This window comes from Megasphaera sp. AM44-1BH, assembly GCF_003467125.1.
Classification (GTDB): domain Bacteria; phylum Bacillota; class Negativicutes; order Veillonellales; family Megasphaeraceae; genus Megasphaera.
The window spans coordinates 132,962-149,285 of record NZ_QSFA01000001.1; the positions used below are offsets into that span (position 1 = coordinate 132,962).

The following is a 16,324-nucleotide window of genomic DNA, read 5'->3' on the forward strand; positions in this document are numbered from 1 at the left end:
AGAACCGCCTCTATTCTTCCAGCTGTTTACAATTGAGAGCAATGCCGAGCGGCGTTGCAAACATGGGATTCTGTGGTTTGCGCGTCGGAAGTCCCGTCCGCTTTTCAATGATGCTCTCAATTCCCGTCAGACAGCACGTACCGCCTACGAGATAAATTTCTTTCACATCATAATCCTTGATGTGGCGGGTAATGATGGACGATACTTTTTCAATGACCGGCTGCAGGATCGGCAGGATTTCGCGGTGATTCCCCGGATTTCTTTTATACAATTCAGCCTCTTCGAAAGGCATCTTGTAAGCGCCGGATACGACGAGGGAAAAATGCGTGCCCCCTGTCGGTTCATCGGCTACGTATACAACCTTGCCATCTTTTAAAATCGCAATTCCCGTCGTACCGCCGCCGATATCGACGATGGCGCCGTTTTTAATTTTCAGGACAGCGTTGGCAGCAGTCGGTTCGTCAAGCAGATTGGTCACTTCAAAGCCAGCGCCTTCGACAACGTGTTTGATAGCACCTGAATCGAGATCAAATGTACCCGGTGGAAGGGCTGCCGCAGCATACCGCAGTTCTGTTCCCAGTTTCTTTTCCAGGTTCTCCTTCATTTCCCGAACGATGCGGATAGCTCCCAGATAGTCCACAATCATGCCATCTTTAACGACACTGGCATAGCGGTATTCCCCGGCAACGGGACAAAAGTTCTCATCGAGGACGGCGACGACGATAAAGGCCGTACCGAGATCGACACCCGTATAATACACAGAGGACGGTTTTGTCACCGGATGTTTGACCACATTTTCAAACTCTTTGATTATTTCATTGCAATACGTAAAATCTGAATTTAAAGTACTCATACTGAACCTCTCATATAGTTTCCCATCATGATACAAAGGACATCGTTCAGGCTGTGGAGAATATGTATCAGCCCTTCATACCGTTCAGGCCCGGTATCCCTGTGCCAACTCTGTGTTTCCATCACGAGAGGCTCCAGCATCTGCAGATACGTACGGAGATGATTCAGCATCAGAAGTTTGGCGCGCAGGGCCTCGTCTTCCGGTAATTTTTCCAGGCCGAGCGGAAGGACCGTGTTATCTGCTTTTTCATGAAGTTCACTTTCTGTACAGTTCCAGAAGGTAAGGGCCGGCGGAAGTTCTCCTTTTTCACAGGCCATCCGGGTCCGCTGCAGCGTCCTGGCCAGCGCCGTAAAATCTTCGGCAGCCAGATGTTCGCCATGGCGGGAAAACCATTCTGCTGTCAGCAGGATGAGCGACTCGGCATGTTCCAGTGTATGCCACAGTTTCAGCAGCTGCCACGATGGTACAGATTCCGTTTCTTCATCAACCGGTACCGTATCAGTTTTTTTTCCTTGTTCGTCTTCCCGTGCAATTTCACAGGGGATACGCCGGTCTGTCAGGAATTGTCTGGCCCCCGGTGTCAGCCGGTTGTCTGCTGCCAGATAATACGTCGTAAACGGTTCTTCGTGATACAAATCCCGTAAATCCATTTCCGTTATATATCGCAATGTATCACCTCCTCTTGTGTATCATGTCAGCCGGCATGAGTAGCTGCCAGCCGTTCTTCCAATGCCGCAAGGCCAGCCCCTGTCCGGAGAGAAATGGGAAGGATAACTTCTTGTACACCACATCGCCGGAGCTGTCTTATGCATAGATTATAGTTCTCCGGATGTTCATCGCATTTCGTGATTACGCCCGTAACCGGACAAGTAAATATACAGGCAAATCCGGGAGAATATACTTCGACAGGCCGTGATTGATCCACCAGAATCAGTACATGGGAAGCTCCCTGCGATAAAGCGATGATGTATTTATACATCCAGGTATTTTCCAAATACGCACCGGGTATATCGATGGTGCGATTGCCATAAATGGCATCCTGTGTTTTGCGCAGCGGCCGGTCCGTCCGGTTCAGCCAGTTGGCCAGAGTCGATTTGCCGGACTGTCCTGCGCCTATAATCATGATGCGCTTCTTCATGTCCGTGTAATGTCAGCAGGTGTGAATCCCAGCAGCGTTTCCAGCGTCGTATTGATGGCTTTCATTGCCGTCTCCACACTGGCCACATCGCCGGAAATCACCAGGGAACCGGTGAACCGGTCCAGGAACCCGATTTCCACATCCGACGCCTTGGTCGCTATATCAGCCGCGATAATCGCCGTCTCGCAGGGAGTCAGTGTCGCAATGCCGATAGCGCCTTTTCCTTCGATTCCCAGCCGTTCGTAAATCTCTTCGACCGGGGATGCGATGACATGGGCCAGTGTCACCTGCTTTCCGGGGACATATTCCTGAATAATGCGCGTCTTGTTTTCAAATTCATCTGTCATAGGCACGCCTCCATCTGGCATTAATGCCTGATGACTTTGGCATCCATACCATATTCTTTAATCCAGCTTTCGATGCGGTCCAGATCTTCTTTTGTCATGGACACATCTTCTTCGATACCGTAGGGTTTTCCCAGTTGTTTATACTTATTGACTCCCAGCTTATGATAGGGCAGGAGATCGACTCCGAGAAAATTCGGACGCCCCTGGAACGGCTTCAGGAATTCCATGGCCCGGCGGATGACATCTTCTGATGTATTCAATCCTTTTATCATTGGCATACGGGCTTTGACCCGGTACCCGCGGTTTATCAATTCTGTCAGATTATGGAGTATTTTTTCATTACGCACTCCGGTCAGCATCTCGTGCTGATCAGAATCGATATTTTTAATATCGTATAAAAACAAATCATTGAACCGGGCTATTTCCAACAGAGCGTCCAGACCTGCATATCCGCAGGTTTCGATAGCCGTATTGATTCCCAGTTTTTTACATTCCATGAGCAGATTGGCTGCAAAGGCGGACTGCATACATACTTCACCGCCGCTCAGGGTAACACCGCCGCCGGAGCTTTGGTAAAAGGCGACATCCTGCTGGATAAAATCGAGGACCTCTGACAGTGTCAGATCCCGTCCTACTACGTTCAGAGCCTGTCTCGGGCAGACACTTTCGCAGGTACGGCAGCCTGTGCAGTCTATATCGCGATGCAGTTTATGTTCCGGCCGCTCTCCCGTATCGTCTATATAGTGAATCTGAACGGGGCAGCCGGGAACACACTTGCCACAGTGGATGCACAATTCCTGCTGGAACATAACCTGATACTTCCGTTCCAGCCCTTCCGGATTGGCACACCAGCGGCAGCGGAGCGGGCAGCCTTTAAAAAAGATAATGGTGCGTATGCCAGGTCCGTCATAGATGGAATATTTCTGCATATTGAATATTCTTGCTTTTCGTTCCAATCTCCGGAACTGTTGTAATCCCATACTCACACTTTCCCTTCAGGAATTATCGGTCATACCTTCCGGAGCCGGCAGTTCCGGCCCAAGGAACCGGACTGCCATTCTTCCGGATGTATGAATTTAGAAATGATCCAGCATGGTACGGCTGATAATTTCATCCTGCACTTCTTTACACAATTCAACGAAATACGCACTGTAACCGGCGACACGGATAATCAGATCCCGGTATTTGTCCGGTTCTTTCTGTGCCTTCTTTAGTACTTCATTATCGACGTAACTGAACTGCATCTGGCCATTGCCGAGGATAGATGCAGTACGCAGCAGTGTAATCAGGCCGTTTTCCCCTTCCGGTGTTTCCAGGATACCTTTGAGGAGTTTGAAATTGTGAACCATACCGATGGTCATAGCATCACAATTCATCTTGCTGACCGACTTGATAATAGCTGTCGGGCCGAGTTTATCGGCACCCTGGGTCGGGCTGATACCATCGGAAAGCGGGGTCCAGGCCAACCGGCCGTTCGGCGTCGCACCAGTAAGCTCACCAATAGGAGTATTATTGGAAATGGACAGTGTACCGTGACTGAATTTAGCATAGAGCATGTCAAATTTATTATGTTCATCTTCCGTCCAGTTGACGATATCGGCAGCGATGGAATCGACATAATTATCATCATTCCCGAATTTCGGTGCATTCAGGCAATCAGTCCGCAGCTGGTCGAAACCTTCAAAGTTAGCATCCATGGCTTCTTTGAACTGTTCCAGCGTATATTTCTTTTCGTCATATACCAGCTTTTTGATGGCTGCCATGGAATCGGCGTACGTGCTGAGGCCGGAGAAAATGAGGCCCGGACCGCTGTTGACCATAGCACCGCCTTCGGTAACATCCAGGCCTTTTTCCATGCATCCTTCGACGAGGCTGGACATGAATGGCTTCGGTGCATAATCGCGGTGTACCCGCTGGCTGATGACTGTGCCGATAGCCGAAAGGCGGATAATGTGCTGAATCTGCTTTTTAACGGCTTTATCGAAATCTTCATAAGTCCTGAACTGGCTGAGGTCACCCAGATCAAGGCCCTGCTTCGTGCCGTGCCATCTCATGACGCCGTGATTGAATACGAATTCAATAGCGATAGGCCACTGGGTGTAACCGGTAGACGTCCACTGATAAATACGGCCCGACTTCTGCGGTTCGACGCAGCCCATGAGGCAGTAATCCCGGGCATCTTCCAGAGAGAACCCTTTGGCCAGCATCATCTTGATATGCGTGTCATCAAAATGGCAGGCCGGGAAGCCCATGCCGGCGCGGACAACATCGACGATTTTCTTCATGTATTTCTGTGGCGACTGATTGTGGATCCGGCAGGCCAGGGATGGCTGGTACATCTTGATGAAGCGGACGGCATCCATGATAAGGTAGGTCAGATTATTGCAGGCATCTCCGCCAGTCCGTTTCTGACCACCGATAGTGCAGTTTACGAAAGGCTGATAGCCGGCAAAATATTTGGCCGCTGCTTCGCTGGAAAGCCACATGATTTCCGAGCACTTGATGATAAAGCAGCATAACAACTCGAAAGCTTCTTTTTTCGTAATGCGGCCGGCTTCACGGTCGGCTTTATAGACGGGATATAAATACTGGTCGAGACGGCCGAGAGAAATACCGGTCTGATTTTCAGCGATGTTAAACAGGGATTCCATGGTCCATACGGACTGGAGACCTTCATGGAAGGTACGGGGTGGATTGGCCGGTACATGAGCCATGATATCCGACAGCTGATATAATTCCTGGCGGCGCTGGGGATTGCTTTCCTGGTCGCCGAGCTGCTTGGCATAATCAGAAAGGCGTTTTGCATAGGCGAGGACGCCGTCGCAGACCATGATTTCGGCTTTATAGAAATAAATCTTGTCGATGTCCTTCGGCCGGTCCATATTGAGGGTCTTCAGCTTTTCCATAGCTTCCTGCCGCACGCCGTTGACGCCTTTCCTGACCAGGATGACGTCATATCCCGGGCAGGTATCGCCGCCACCATTTACCTGATGATAGGACAGGTCACTGACAAAGGCTTCACCGGAAAACGACCAGATACCGGCTTCTTCGTACTGCTTTTGGCAGATTTCATCGAGGCTGCGTCCTTCCCAGAAGGGAAATACTTTTTCCCGTAGTGTCCGTTTATCTTCTTCGCTGATCTGGAACGGGTCCTGGGGACGGGTAGACATGGTATCCAGTTCGTCGCGGATCCAGCGCCATGCAATCTCCGGAGATACGCTGCCGGCACGGGGACGGCCGCAGGGATGACCGATGATCAGTTCATCGGGCTGGATGAGAAGCGGTGCCGTTTCGCAGGCTCTTTTAAAAGCCAGGGCACGGAGCATCTTGAGCGGCAGGCCGGCATTATTCCGGTACACTTCTGTCGTGACGACGGCACGCTGTACAGAAACGCTGGGCTTTACTTTCAGATAGGCTGCTTTCAGTCGTTCCAGACGCGGTGTCAGACCCGTAATTTCTTCATCGTCATCGATGGCATTATGGAGATGCTGTGGTGCCGGTGCGGCAGATGCCATGCCAGCTTTGCCGCCTGAAAGTTGTGCGGAAATACCGGCAAACAACTTCATGACGGCTTTCTTTTCTTCTGGCGACAAATGAGCCGTCGCCTGTGCAAATTTACTGGAGAATTCTTTTTCGTCCAATTTTCGTTCCCTCACTTTCTCTTTCTCAATAAGCCGCTTTATAAATAGCTATGATATCTTCTTTCGTAGGCGTACGGGGATTCGACGGCGTACAGCGGTCGGCCATGGTCTGCTGTGCCATGGTTTCTGCCGCAGCCATGAATTCGTCTTCCTTGATTCCCGCCGCTTTAATAGATGACTGGATGCCCAGATCCCGTTTCAACTGGTGCACTGCCTGCAGAAAATTGACATATCCTTCGCGGGTCGTCCGGGCAGGCAGTCCCAGAACCCGTGCCAGCTGTCCGTACTTGGCTGCGACCTTCTGATCCGATGTATCTCTGAGGTTGGCATTATATTCGATGACCGCTTCCATCAACAGGGCATTGGAACGGCCGTGGGACAGATGGAACGTGCCGCCGAATGCATGGGCCATGCTGTGGGTAATCCCCAGATTGGCATTGGTAAAGGCCATGCCGGCCAGACACGATGCCCGCTGGATACATTCCCGCGCATCCTTATCTTCGGGATTGCGGTAAAAACGGACCAGATTATGGCAGATCATATAGACGGCTTTTTCCGCCAGAGCGTCCGTGCAATCCGTCGCTTTATTGGACACATAGGCTTCCACGGCATGAACCAGCGCATCGAGGCCAGTATCGGCAATGACGTGGGGCGGCAGACTTTTCGTGCACGTAGAATCAAGAATGGCAATATCAGGAGCCATGAGGCCATCAATCAGTGCCGTCTTTTTCCCATTGATGGTAATGACCGAAAAATCTGTCACTTCCGATCCCGTACCGCTCGTCGTCGGAATGGCAATGAACTGAGGTTTGTCAAAAGACTGCCCAGTCTTGGATACGGCCTGGTGCAGGAAATAAATCATGGCTTTGGCCGTATCCATAGCCGACCCGCCGCCGAGGGCAATGACCGTATGACCATGATGTTCCATGTAATGTTCCAGGGCATTCATGACGGCCATGACGTCCGGTTCCGGTTTGATTTCCGTAAATACATCGCACTGGACACCGGCCGATTCGAGATAATCGACAGCCTGTTTCAGATAGCCCAGTTTTTCCATGATGGAATCGGACAGGATGAATGCATTTTTGCTTTTTATTTCGCGTAAATATTCGAGGGAGCCTTCGTCGAAATAGATTTTAGGCTTGATCTCAAATTCCTTCATTTATCTATCGCCTCCATATATCCCTTGTTTTTTCAATTCACTCACAATTTCTTCTATCAGTCCCGAAACAGCTGTGTGTTCCTGTATACTGCCGTTCCGCGACACTGCCGGAACCGCTTCTGCCTTCCGCTGTGCGCCCGCGATGCCCGTAATATCCTCTACCAGTTCGCCGACGCTGCGTACGCCGTATCCCACTTTACGGATATTAATCAAGTTCAGAGGGGATACATTGTCCGACGTTATAGTGCCGCCGGCAGCCCCCAGTCCCAGAGTAAAGGCGGGGAACAGATTGGTCGTCGCTCCCATACCCCCGACCGTTGCTGGCGTATTGACCAGCACGCGGGAAACGGGTTTTTTCAAAGCAAATTCCCGGATAACCGCTTCGTTGCGGGAATGAATGACCAGCATATTGCCCAGTCCCTTGTTGCACAGGAGTTCAATGCACTTTTCACAGGCATTTCTCCAGTCTTTTTCTACATAAAAAGCCAGGACAGGACACAATTTCTCCCGGGCATAGGGATTGCAGAGATCGGCATACTTCTGCTCGGAAATGAGTACGGTCGTCCCGGCCGGTACGGAAATGCCGTTCATGCCGGCAATTTCCGCAGCCGGCCGGCCTACGTACTGCAGATTGATACTGCCGTCGTGATGGAATAGTGCCTTGCCGATTGTTTCTGTTTCTTCTTCATTGAGAAAGTATGCCCCCTGATTTTTCAGTGCCCGGCGTACCTCTTCTGCTATACATTCTTCAGCAACGATAGATTGTTCTGCCGCTGAAATAATACCGTTATCAAAGGTGCGGCTGAATACGATATCCCGGACAGCCTTCGCCACATCTGCCGTCTGTTCGATAAAAGCCGGTCCATTGCCGGGTCCGCCGTAAATAGCCGGTTTCCCCGATGCGTGTACCAGAGGCAGCAGCCGCGGGACGCTGGTAATCAGGATAAGGGATGTGTCTTTATGATGTATCATCTCTTTCGTACCGCTCAGGGTAACCGTCCGGAGATATTCCAGGGCACATTCGGGAAGTCCTGCCTTTTTCCCGGCATCCATAAGGATATCCAGAGTCCGGCCAATGACTTTCTGGGCTCTCGGATGGGGAGAGAAAATGATGGCATTGCCGGATTTTATAGCAATAAGTGTATTATAAATCGTTGTAGAAACGGGGCTGGTGCACGGTGAAAGGGCCGTAATGACCCCTACGGGTATGCCGATATCCAGGGTCTTCTTTTCTCTATCTTCCGCAATGATGCCAACGGTTTTCATGCCTTTCATCTGACGGCATACGTAGCGGCTGGCAAAAATATCCTTTATATATTTATCTTCCCAATTTCCGAACCCCGTTTCTTCAGCCGACATGAGAGCCAGCTCTTTGGCATGGGGATACACGGCTTCCGCCATGGCTTCGACAATATCATCGAGGCGTTCCTGGGAAAAGGAAGCCAGAACGTGCTGGGCATCACGGCCATTTTCAATGAGGATCCGCGCTTCCTGCATGGAACACAAATCATAATCGAGTCTGTTCATTCCGTTCACCACTTCCTGCAGTTACCAATCGAGTACATATTTTGATACAATTTTTTCTACATCCGGATGGGGATTGGGTATGACCACGTGGCTGTATACCTGATCTTTGCCTACTTCTTCTGCCCGTTTTACTCCGGCATCGACGGCAGACTGGACGGCTCCGACATCACCACGGACAACGACAGAAATCAGGCCTGATGCCGTATTTTCATATCCCACCAGTTCCACATCAGCGGCTTTGCACATGGCATCGGCTGCTTCCAGAACAGAAACCAGGCCGCATGTTTCAATGAATCCTAACGCATCTCTTTTTCGTTCCATGGGTCCGTTCTCCTTTACTGTGTATCTATATCGTGTACCGAAACTATCGTTCCCACGCGTCCAACCGGACGGGGCATGACGTTTTGCGCCGTCAGGGTACCGATGCTGGCAGCGGCTTCTGCTCCTTGTTCTACGGCAGTCCGTACGGCAGCTACATCGCCTTTTACCAGTACCGTAACCAGACCGGAACCGATATTTTCGTAGGAGACAAGGACGACATCTGCTGACTTGCACATGACATCGAGAGCGTATACAGCAGGCACCATGCCCCTTGTTTCAACGAGTCCCAATGCTTCTTCTCCGTAGTATTTCATAATTTTTTAGCTCCTATCCGAGTTATCCCTGAAATAAATAAATACATATTTAAATATTTAAATATTTTCACGGTGCATATATATTATGTGTTTTTGCGATGTATTTATTCTAACATGACTTTCCAGATTTTTATTGAAGAATCGGGAGCTGTTATGTGAATTTTTCTACTTGTTACAAATGTTACATTTGTGAAATTTGTACAAAAATGACTTTTTATATTATTCATACTAATTATTCAGAAATGTACTAGAAAATTAGTACACAGGCAGAATTTTTTTGTATAATATCTGTAAAGAAATGAAACTGAACCGTCAAAAAACCGATATACAGACACAGGTTTGCCGTGTCAGAAGGGAAATTATGATGAATATACGATTAGACGAAAAAAAGTTATTTTTAGATCGCATTAGACAGAGCCTGAAGAAATTAAACAATTTGCTATCATTATCCAAAATACCGCTTCAGCTGGCAGCAGCAGATGGTCAGATTATGGTAGAATTAAATTCTTCTCCCGACTTTTGCAAACGGATTTGTCAGTCTGATCCAGACCATATGTGTGAAGACTATCACAAACGCTGTGTAATAACAGGTGACACAATCACCCGTTTTACCTGCCATTGCGGATTGTATAATTTTGTCATTCCTATTTCCACGAGAGCTGCAGAACCTCCTTTATTTCTTCTGGGCGGCCAGATTTATGAAGAACAGTGCCTGCACCATAAATACATGCTGCCCGTCGGCCAGCTGGCCGCCTCCAAAAACCTGACACCTGAAGAAGTGGCAAGATCTGTCGGCCGCATCCAGAGTATGGCTCAGGCACAGATTACGACATACGAACGCATGGCCCAGTATATCGCCCATAACCTTACTGAAGATCTGAAAACAACCGATACGCACACGAACCGCCTGTCTCTCGAAAAGGAAATATTAGAGCGGAAAATCATTGACCTGGAAACAAAAAACAGTTTTCTCGTCGTCAATCCCCATTTTTTATTTAATACTCTGAATACGATTGCCCGCGTAGCCTACTATGAAAAATCAAGAAAGACGGAGGAACTGATTTATTGCCTGTCCGACCTGCTGCGATATAATCTGAAACAGGACAATGAACTCCATCCCCTTTCAGAAGAACTGGAAAACATCAAGAAATATCTCTATATCCAGAAAATCCGGTTCAAAGACCGTCTCGAATACGAAATCAATATTCCCGATGAGATGCAGCAGTACCGGATTCCCAATATGATTCTCCAGCCCCTCGTCGAAAACGCCCTTCTCCATGGGATTACCCCCAAATGCGATGGTGGCCGTATCCGTATTACAGCGAAAAAACAGGGAAATGATATTACATTGTACGTCAGTGACAATGGCTATGGCTTTCCCCAGGAGATACTGGATCTCATCGCCGATGGTGACTTTTCCCGCATTAAAACCCAGGCCAAATCAGGCATCGGCCTCCTCAGCACCCATAACCGTATCCAGCATTATTTCGGGGCTTCCTATGGCCTTACGGTCGAACAGTCAGACTTCAGCGGGACAACCATTGCCATTTGTATCCCCATCAGGCAGTAAAGGGGGAACTTATGCATACAATATTAATCGTAGAAGACGAAATTCTGGAACAACAGTTCCTGAAAGAAATCGTCGAAGAAGAATTGCAGGGGCAGGGACAGATTCTGACCTGCACGACGGGAACCCAGGCCATCGAAACGGCCCGGAAAAAAAATCCCGATATCATTCTGATGGACATCTGGCTTCCCGAACTGGATGGCATGAAGGCTCTGACAACCATCCGTCAGTTCTGCCCTTCGGCGGCGGTCATCATCCTGTCGGCCTGCTCCGATTTTTCCTACGCCCAACAGGCTATCCATCTCCAGGTGCGGGAATATCTGCTCAAACCGATCCGTCCTTCAGAAATACGGCAATCCATCCAGACGATTCTGGCTGCCCACACGGTCATGCCTGCCGGCAGTGACCCGGCGGAACTGACCACACCGGTCATTCCCCTGCCAAAGGATTCGGCTCATATGGAAGTCATTGATAAATCCATTCATTACATACAGGATAATTTCAAAAGAAAATTATCCTTAAAAGATGTATCGGAACACGTGTATATGAATCCCCAGTATCTGAGCCGTATTTTTAAAAAAGAAGTAGGCATCAGCTGCATTGATTATATCAACCGCCTGAAAATCGAATATGCCTGCAAACTGCTGACGACTACGGATGAATCTATCTGCCACATCTCGTCACTGTGCGGCTATTCTGATCAATCGTATTTCAATCGCGTTTTTATTAATCAGATGAAAATTACACCAAAAATGTTTCGTCAGAAGAATAAGAACAAATAGTCCCTGATACCGTTTATTTCATTACAGCATCCGAGGAGTATACCATGCAAATAGAAGAACTTATACAGCTCACACTACGGCGCTTCTTCCATGACGAAACGCTGCGCTTCGACAAATCACGGTTCGCCGGCGGTCTGACGAATTACAATTACATCATGACCATCCATGGAAAGGACTATGTCATACGCCAGCCTGGCGGAATGACTGAGCAGATGATCGATCGTCAGACCGAACTGGAAAACAATACCCAGGTTTCCCAGGCCGGCATCAACTGTCCCTGCCTGTATTTCGACGCCAAAAGCGGCATCAAGATTACGACCTATGTGCCGGGCAGCCGCAATCTGTCCCAGATAGGACCGCAGCTGAAAGAGAATATACAGATTGTCATCTCTCTCATGAAGCAGGTCCACCAATTAAAAAAACCTTTTCCCAACCGCTTCGACTGGCTGTCTGAACTGACGAAATACGAAACGATTATCCAGGAACAGCGTGGCGAACTATTTACGGATCACGGGTACATCAAAGAACAGCTCTGTATCTGGCAGGATATGTATGATACGTATTCCTTCCTCGTCCCCTGTCATAACGACACGGTCCCGGAAAATTTTCTCGTCAGCATGACCACAGGAGAAGCCTATCTCATTGACTGGGAATACGCCGGCATGAACAGCCTGTACTGGGACATTGCCGGCTACATACTGGAATCCCGGCTTCCCACTTTTGCCATCGACTATTTGCTGCAGCAGTACTTCCAGCGCCCCGTATCCGATGACGAATTGATGAAAATCAAGCTCGCTATGCTGGAACAGGACTTCCTGTGGACAAACTGGGCCCTCATCCGGCACTATAATGGCGACGATTTTCTCGATTACTGTGCGTTCCGTCATGAACGGCTCCGGAAGAACATTGATCTGCTCCATGAAGACATGCATACGGAGTTAAAAAATCTGGTCCTGTAATAAAAAAACATCCCATTACGGTCCAATCCGTAATGGGATGCTTCGTATACAGGTATATCAGTCATCGATATGGATAACTTTATCGGGATTTAAAATATCATTGGGGTCGAGTGCCCGTTTAATCGTTTTCATCAGTTCCAGCTCAACCGGGTCGGCACATTGTTCCAGATAAGGCAGCCGTTTGTAGCCGATGCCATGTTCACCGGAAAGGCGTCCGCCCAGTTTGTAGACATAGGGATAGGCAAAGCCGCGGAAAGCGGCTACCTGCTTTTTCCATTCTTCATCGCTCATATCACGTTTCATGATCTGGAAATGAAGATTTCCATCACCGGCATGGGCCAGGCAGAACAGGAGAAAGTCGTATTTTTTGCTTTCTGCCACTAAGGTCTGGATACATTCTGCGATTTTGGGCACCGGCACGACCAGGTCTTCCGACGTAGCGACTTTCGATAAGGCCCGCGTGCTTTCCAGGCAATTGCGGCGCACTTTCCAGACCCGGTCATCGGCTTCCACGACGTCCGTAGCTCCTGCTTTTTCACAGATAGACGCCAGTATGTCCATCTTGGCATCGAGGTCCGCTTCACTGAACGTTTCGATGGAAATAATATCGTAAAACCCGTCTTCATAATGAGGCAGGCGCAGTTCACTGTAATCACTGGCCCGGCGGACGAAGTTATTGTCCATAAATTCCACCGACGTAGGATTCAGGCCGGCTTTCACCAGTTTCGGCACCAGTGCCGTCGCCTTGGCAAGGTCGGTAAAAACAGCCAGCACGTCCAGTTTGTACGGGCAGAGAGGTACCAGCTTGAGTGTGACCTGTGTAATGATACCCAGGGTACCTTCTGACCCGATGATCAGCTGGTCCAGACAATACCCGGTCGAGCATTTTTTTAGGGGCGCCCCCAGATTGGTGATTTTGCCATTAGGCAGGACGACTTCGATGGCATAGACCTGATGCCGCGTCGTTCCATAGCGGACGGCCTTATTCCCACCGGCATTGGTAGCCAGATTGCCTCCGATAAGGCAGCTGTCTGCACTGCACGGATCGCCGGCATACATCAGTCCTCTGGCTTTGGCGGCATTTTGTATATCCGATGTACGGGCACCAGCCTGAGCGACGAGATACATGCCGTCTTCATTGATTTCCAGGATGCGGTTCATCCGTTCCATCAAAAGGACGATGCCGCCGCAGACGGGAACGGCTCCGCAGCTGACACTGGTACCGGCACTGCGCGGGGTAACCGGTATTTTATACTGGTTCGCCACCTTCATGATACGCGCGACTTCTTCTGTACTGCCGGGAGCGACGACGACTTCCGGCAGATGCCACATATCGGGAGCCAGGCTTTCATCAGACTGATAGGCCGCCAGTACGTCCGGATCGGTTTTGACATATTTTTCTCCAGTGATCTGCTGCAATGCCTGTATCACATCGCCGGTTACGGGATTATATTTCATATACGTAGTTCCTTTCTATCAGACATGTTCAGGACGCAAAAGGGGAAGCGTCGCCGCTGCGTGACTCATAACAGTAATGCTGAAATCGCGGCAGCCTTCCTCCTGCAGAAGCGATTGGGCCATCTGCCAGGCCTCTTCCAGAGTAGCCGCCGGAATCTGGCCACTCCTGCGGATGACATCAAAATTTTCTTTCCGCGTTACGACATATACGGCCTTCATGGACTGAATGATGCAACGGGCCTTAAAGGCCACGAATCCGGGCATGAGGAACTGCTGCCTCAGTTCCTGTTCACACTGCCTTTGATCGTCCCGGAAAAACCAGTCTGTAAAAATGGCCGGTTCCTGTATATCCGGACATTCCAGGGTAAATATGAGTATCCCTCCCGGTCGGGTGGCCAGGACGGCATTCATATGTGCTTTCACGGACTGATACAGGTTCAGGTCTTTGGGATATCCGCCGGCAGAAGCAATAGTCACATCGGCCAGCTTCGTTATGGGTACACTCCCTATACGCAGCAGATCTTGACATCCTTTTTCCCATGCCGCATCCCAGTGACCGGCTACGACTTCGTACAAATCACCATCGGGTGTAAAAACCGTGTTGATGAGAAAATCGGGCCGGACCATGGCACAGGCTTCCCTCATATCTTCATGAAAGGGATTTCCCTCAAGAGCTCCGGCATGACAGCCGGGGTGGCAGCCACTGCCGGGAACCTCTGAAAGAGCCAGGGCATGATTGCGCATAATCGTATCAAATCTGGCAATGCCTGGCAATAGGGCTTTTCGTCCGCCGCCGAACCCCGCCATGGGATGGAAGGAAACAGCTCCTGTAAGAATCAGTTTATCGGCCTTTGCCGCGATAGAATTAATATAAACGTCATTGCCAAAACTCGTGCGGCCTATATACGTCATGGCACGGTCATCGTGACAGTCATGCTGGACTATGCGCAGACGGCGCACCATATCGCGTCCGCAGACTATTTCATCTTCTTCTGCCGTATGAGCCCGGTGTGTCCCCTGGGAAACGAGGACCGTAATCTGATCATCGTGAACGCCTATACGGTTCAGTTCCTGCACCAGTACGGGCAGCATGCGGTCCGTATGGACCAGCCGGGTAATGTCACTGACGACGATACAGACCGTATCCGATGGTTCTATGATATCCTCCAGCGGTCTGGAGCCCACAGGATGACGCAGTGCGTCCCGTACAGCCTGTTCTTCATCTTCTATAGCGTTCGTTCCGGGACCATGCAGATCATATAATACATGGTCTTCCGGTAAATCTACTGTTTGATTTCCCTTGCCGTAGGGAAGCACATATGTCTTCATTCAAACAACCCCCAATGTCCCATGTATATAGCCACCAGTACCCGGACAAACAGCAGCACAAACAACATAAAGGCCAGAATAAAGAGAAATTCTTCAAAGTCGTCATCACGGTCAAATTTATGCCGGAATGATTTCAAACAATGAGCTAACTGATGCATGAGCGTCACACCTGCCTGTTACGAATGGTCTTCAGGAGCATGAGGGAAAAGTTCGTGTACCCAGCGGGCCGATTCTTCATCCTTACTGATGCCCTTGAGCAGTGTTTTTTCGGAATTTTCCATGTGTTTTTTCGCAATTTTACGCGCCTGGGCGCTATTGTGATTAGCTATATTTTCCACGAGCTGCCGGTGTTCTTCCCATGTTGCAGCCAGACGGCCCGGATAATGCATAGAAATGGAACGGAACCGCAGCATCTGTTCCCTGAGGTTATTCAGTATATCGACGAGCCGGTTATTACGGCTGGCGTGGTACAGTACATCATGGAAGCGGATATCGGCATCGACAATTTTATCGAAATCATCGTTGGCAATATACTCATTGATTTCAACGAGAATCCGTTCCAGGTCTTCCAGTTCATCCGGTGTAATCCGTTCCGCTGCCAGCCCCGCCGATAATTCTTCGAGAGCACTGCGGATTTCGAAAACCTGGGCGATATCCTTAAGGGAAATATCTGCTACATAGGTACCGCGCCGTGGAACCATGACGACAAACCCCTCCAGTTCCAGTTTTCGGATGGCTTCCCGGATAGGCGTGCGGCTGACGCCCAGTTCATCGGCCAGCTGGATTTCCATGAGTCGTTCACCCGGTTTTAACACGCCGTCTTTAATCGCCTTACGCAACGATTCACTGACGACTTCACGCAACGGCTTATAGGCATCTAATTTAATCGGTTCCAGCTTTGTATGTTTTGTATTTGTTTCCATCGT

Annotated in this window: 17 protein-coding genes; 3 read left to right on the forward strand and 14 right to left on the reverse strand. The window is 49.6% G+C overall.

Translation table 11 applies throughout. The features are described from left to right. Window positions 1-10: 10 nt before the first annotated feature. The 10 genes from eutJ to DW949_RS00660 all read right to left on the reverse strand — a co-directional run bounded on the left by eutJ (window position 11) and on the right by DW949_RS00660 (window position 9,303). Window positions 11-853, reverse strand: a complete 843-nt coding sequence (eutJ, locus tag DW949_RS00615) for an ethanolamine utilization protein EutJ (RefSeq protein ID WP_118021350.1) — start codon at window positions 851-853, stop codon at window positions 11-13. After that, complete coding sequence (locus DW949_RS00620; RefSeq protein ID WP_147349035.1) at window positions 850-1,521, reverse strand: hypothetical protein; 672 nt, start codon at window positions 1,519-1,521, stop codon at window positions 850-852. The genes eutJ and DW949_RS00620 overlap by 4 nt, the downstream gene beginning before the upstream one ends. Window positions 1,522-1,547: 26 nt before the next feature. Beyond that, the gene (locus tag DW949_RS00625; protein ID WP_199595659.1) at window positions 1,548-1,976 is read right to left on the reverse strand and encodes a EutP/PduV family microcompartment system protein; all 429 of its coding nucleotides are present in this window, start codon (window positions 1,974-1,976) and stop codon (window positions 1,548-1,550) included. 11 nt (window positions 1,977-1,987) lie between these two features. Continuing rightward, the gene (gene eutS / locus DW949_RS00630; protein ID WP_199595661.1) at window positions 1,988-2,338 is read right to left on the reverse strand and encodes an ethanolamine utilization microcompartment protein EutS; all 351 of its coding nucleotides are present in this window, start codon (window positions 2,336-2,338) and stop codon (window positions 1,988-1,990) included. 20 nt (window positions 2,339-2,358) lie between these two features. Further along, window positions 2,359-3,318 (reverse strand): choline TMA-lyase-activating enzyme, encoded by a 960-nt coding sequence (gene cutD / locus DW949_RS00635; RefSeq protein WP_118021353.1) that lies wholly within the window; start codon window positions 3,316-3,318, stop codon window positions 2,359-2,361. A gap of 96 nt (window positions 3,319-3,414) precedes the next feature. Beyond that, window positions 3,415-5,979 (reverse strand): choline trimethylamine-lyase, encoded by a 2,565-nt coding sequence (cutC, locus tag DW949_RS00640; protein WP_118021354.1) that lies wholly within the window; start codon window positions 5,977-5,979, stop codon window positions 3,415-3,417. A 25-nt stretch (window positions 5,980-6,004) separates the two neighbouring features. After that, entirely contained in the window at window positions 6,005-7,141 is a 1,137-nt protein-coding gene (locus tag DW949_RS00645) for a 1-propanol dehydrogenase PduQ (RefSeq protein WP_118021355.1), read from the reverse strand. Continuing rightward, entirely contained in the window at window positions 7,142-8,668 is a 1,527-nt protein-coding gene (locus DW949_RS00650) for an aldehyde dehydrogenase family protein (RefSeq protein ID WP_118021356.1), read from the reverse strand. Between the two features lie 21 nt (window positions 8,669-8,689). Continuing rightward, on the reverse strand, window positions 8,690-8,989 hold the full coding sequence (locus tag DW949_RS00655) for a BMC domain-containing protein (RefSeq protein ID WP_118021357.1): 300 nt from the start codon (window positions 8,987-8,989) through the stop codon (window positions 8,690-8,692). 14 nt (window positions 8,990-9,003) lie between these two features. Further along, window positions 9,004-9,303, reverse strand: coding sequence for a BMC domain-containing protein (locus DW949_RS00660; protein WP_118021358.1), 300 nt, complete (start codon window positions 9,301-9,303; stop codon window positions 9,004-9,006). A gap of 364 nt (window positions 9,304-9,667) precedes the next feature. On the opposite strand from DW949_RS00660, the gene DW949_RS00665 reads away from it, so the two are divergent. The 3 genes from DW949_RS00665 to DW949_RS00675 are packed head-to-tail and all read left to right on the forward strand — an operon-like array spanning window position 9,668 to window position 12,611. Then, complete coding sequence (locus tag DW949_RS00665; RefSeq protein ID WP_118021631.1) at window positions 9,668-10,873, forward strand: histidine kinase; 1,206 nt, start codon at window positions 9,668-9,670, stop codon at window positions 10,871-10,873. An 11-nt stretch (window positions 10,874-10,884) separates the two neighbouring features. Beyond that, window positions 10,885-11,652 (forward strand): response regulator, encoded by a 768-nt coding sequence (locus DW949_RS00670; protein WP_118021359.1) that lies wholly within the window; start codon window positions 10,885-10,887, stop codon window positions 11,650-11,652. A 44-nt stretch (window positions 11,653-11,696) separates the two neighbouring features. After that, complete coding sequence (locus DW949_RS00675; protein WP_118021360.1) at window positions 11,697-12,611, forward strand: phosphotransferase; 915 nt, start codon at window positions 11,697-11,699, stop codon at window positions 12,609-12,611. 57 nt (window positions 12,612-12,668) lie between these two features. Here the strand turns inward: DW949_RS00675 and DW949_RS00680 are convergent, their stop codons facing one another. Genes DW949_RS00680 through DW949_RS00690 form a run of 4 tightly spaced genes read right to left on the reverse strand, consistent with a single transcriptional unit; the run spans window position 12,669 to window position 16,321 of the window. Beyond that, the gene (locus tag DW949_RS00680) at window positions 12,669-14,069 is read right to left on the reverse strand and encodes an FAD-binding oxidoreductase (RefSeq protein ID WP_118021361.1); all 1,401 of its coding nucleotides are present in this window, start codon (window positions 14,067-14,069) and stop codon (window positions 12,669-12,671) included. An 18-nt stretch (window positions 14,070-14,087) separates the two neighbouring features. Then, window positions 14,088-15,398 carry a nickel-dependent lactate racemase gene (larA, locus tag DW949_RS00685; protein WP_118021362.1) on the reverse strand — a complete coding sequence of 437 codons (1,311 nt, stop codon included), beginning with the start codon at window positions 15,396-15,398 and terminating at the stop codon, window positions 14,088-14,090. Continuing rightward, a complete protein-coding gene (locus DW949_RS13700; RefSeq protein ID WP_199595665.1) occupies window positions 15,395-15,556 on the reverse strand; it encodes a hypothetical protein in 162 nt (53 codons plus the stop codon). The genes larA and DW949_RS13700 overlap by 4 nt, the downstream gene beginning before the upstream one ends. An 18-nt stretch (window positions 15,557-15,574) precedes the next feature. Then, window positions 15,575-16,321, reverse strand: a complete 747-nt coding sequence (locus DW949_RS00690) for a GntR family transcriptional regulator (protein WP_118021363.1) — start codon at window positions 16,319-16,321, stop codon at window positions 15,575-15,577. Window positions 16,322-16,324 lie beyond the last annotated feature (3 nt).

What these genes read in the sequence shown, in the direction of transcription:
- DW949_RS00690 (WP_118021363.1), bottom strand. Translation starts at nt 16,321, where the DNA reads ATGGAAACAAATACAAAACATACAAAGCTGGAACCGATTAAATTAGAT.
- DW949_RS00650 (WP_118021356.1), bottom strand. Translation starts at nt 8,668, where the DNA reads ATGAACAGACTCGATTATGATTTGTGTTCCATGCAGGAAGCGCGGATC.
- eutJ (WP_118021350.1), bottom strand. Translation starts at nt 853, where the DNA reads ATGAGTACTTTAAATTCAGATTTTACGTATTGCAATGAAATAATCAAA.
- DW949_RS00660 (WP_118021358.1), bottom strand. Translation starts at nt 9,303, where the DNA reads ATGAAATACTACGGAGAAGAAGCATTGGGACTCGTTGAAACAAGGGGC.
- cutD (WP_118021353.1), bottom strand. Translation starts at nt 3,318, where the DNA reads ATGGGATTACAACAGTTCCGGAGATTGGAACGAAAAGCAAGAATATTC.
- DW949_RS00675 (WP_118021360.1), top strand. Translation starts at nt 11,697, where the DNA reads ATGCAAATAGAAGAACTTATACAGCTCACACTACGGCGCTTCTTCCAT.
- DW949_RS00670 (WP_118021359.1), top strand. Translation starts at nt 10,885, where the DNA reads ATGCATACAATATTAATCGTAGAAGACGAAATTCTGGAACAACAGTTC.
- eutS (WP_199595661.1), bottom strand. Translation starts at nt 2,338, where the DNA reads ATGACAGATGAATTTGAAAACAAGACGCGCATTATTCAGGAATATGTC.
- DW949_RS00655 (WP_118021357.1), bottom strand. Translation starts at nt 8,989, where the DNA reads ATGGAACGAAAAAGAGATGCGTTAGGATTCATTGAAACATGCGGCCTG.
- larA (WP_118021362.1), bottom strand. Translation starts at nt 15,398, where the DNA reads ATGAAGACATATGTGCTTCCCTACGGCAAGGGAAATCAAACAGTAGAT.
- DW949_RS13700 (WP_199595665.1), bottom strand. Translation starts at nt 15,556, where the DNA reads ATGCATCAGTTAGCTCATTGTTTGAAATCATTCCGGCATAAATTTGAC.
- DW949_RS00625 (WP_199595659.1), bottom strand. Translation starts at nt 1,976, where the DNA reads ATGATTATAGGCGCAGGACAGTCCGGCAAATCGACTCTGGCCAACTGG.
- DW949_RS00665 (WP_118021631.1), top strand. Translation starts at nt 9,668, where the DNA reads ATGAATATACGATTAGACGAAAAAAAGTTATTTTTAGATCGCATTAGA.
- DW949_RS00680 (WP_118021361.1), bottom strand. Translation starts at nt 14,069, where the DNA reads ATGAAATATAATCCCGTAACCGGCGATGTGATACAGGCATTGCAGCAG.
- DW949_RS00645 (WP_118021355.1), bottom strand. Translation starts at nt 7,141, where the DNA reads ATGAAGGAATTTGAGATCAAGCCTAAAATCTATTTCGACGAAGGCTCC.